The sequence below is a fragment of the Verrucosispora sp. SN26_14.1 genome, from assembly GCF_004307965.1.
Classification (GTDB): Bacteria; Actinomycetota; Actinomycetes; order Mycobacteriales; family Micromonosporaceae; genus Micromonospora.
The window spans coordinates 1-1,197 of the sequence record NZ_SISL01000808.1; the positions used below are offsets into that span (position 1 = coordinate 1).

General features: G+C 73.2%; 1 protein-coding gene. It reads right to left on the reverse strand.

All coding sequences use genetic code 11. The features are described from left to right. Position 1: 1 nt before the first annotated feature. Entirely contained in the window at positions 2-916 is a 915-nt protein-coding gene (locus tag EYA84_RS32090) for a MurR/RpiR family transcriptional regulator (RefSeq protein ID WP_131057883.1), read from the reverse strand. Positions 917-1,197: the final 281 nt, after the last annotated feature.

Sequence of the window (1,197 nt, forward strand, 5' to 3'; positions counted from 1 at the left end):
GTCATGCCCGCCTCCGGGCGGACCCGACCCGGTGGGACCGGACCGCCTCGGCGGTCGCCTCCAGCGCCTTGCGGGCCCGGGGACGGTTGCGCGCGGCCACCCCGACGAAAAGGCAGTCGACCACGGTGAGCTGGGCGATCCGGCTGGCGGTGGCGCCGGAACGGTACGTCGTCTCCCGGGCGGCGGTGGTCAGGATGTGGTCGGCGACGTCGGTCACCGGCGAGCGCGGGAAGTTGGTCAGCACCACCGTGGTGGCACCTCGGCCCCGCGCCTGCTCCAGCACCTCCACCACGTCCGACGTGGTGCCGGTGTGCGAGATGCCGACCGCGACGTCGCCCCGGCCGAGCAGGGCCGCCGAGGTCAACGCGGTGTGCACGTCCGGGAAGTAGAAGGCGGTCCGACCGATACGGTGCAGCTTCTGCTGGAAGTCCGAGGCCACGAATCCGCTCGCCCCGGCACCGTAGATGTCGATCCGTCCGGCGGCGACGATGGCGTCCACCACCCGCTCGCAGACCGCCGGGTCGAGTTGCTCGGCGGTCTCCTCGACGGCACGGGCGTCGTTGAACGCGATGGTCGCGATGATCTGGGCGAAGTCGGCCCCGGGCGGGATGTCACCGCCCACCACCCGCGCGTCCGGCGGTTCGATCCGCCGGGCCGCCTCGGCGGCGAGCCGGATCCGCAGTTGCGGGTAGCCGTCCATACCGACCGAGCGGCAGAACCGGATGACGGTGGCCTCCGATGTCTGGGCGGTGGTGGCGAGGTCGGTGATGGTGCGCCGGGCCGCGTCGGCAGGGTCGGCGACCACCAGCCGGGCGACGCGCTGCTCGGCCGGTGACAGCGACGGGAGCAGGCCGCTGATGTGGACGATCAGTCCACCCGGCTCCTGACTCGCGGAAATCTTCGGACTCTTCCCCACGTATGAAACTTACTTTCACACGCCGTGAGCGTCAACCACGCCGCGCCCGCCCGACGGACGACACGTAGCGGGCGCACGACCACAGCCTGCCACCCGTCCGAAGGGGCCCGCCTCCTCCGGCGGGCCGGGTCCGGCCGGTCGGGTGGGGCCGACCGGGGGCCGACCGGACGGCGGCACTAGCGTGAAGCCATGACGCGACGCAGTGTGCTGGTCACCGGGGGCACGGGCGGGCTGGGCGGGGCGGTTACCGCCGCGTTCGCCGAGGCGGGCTGGCGGGTGGT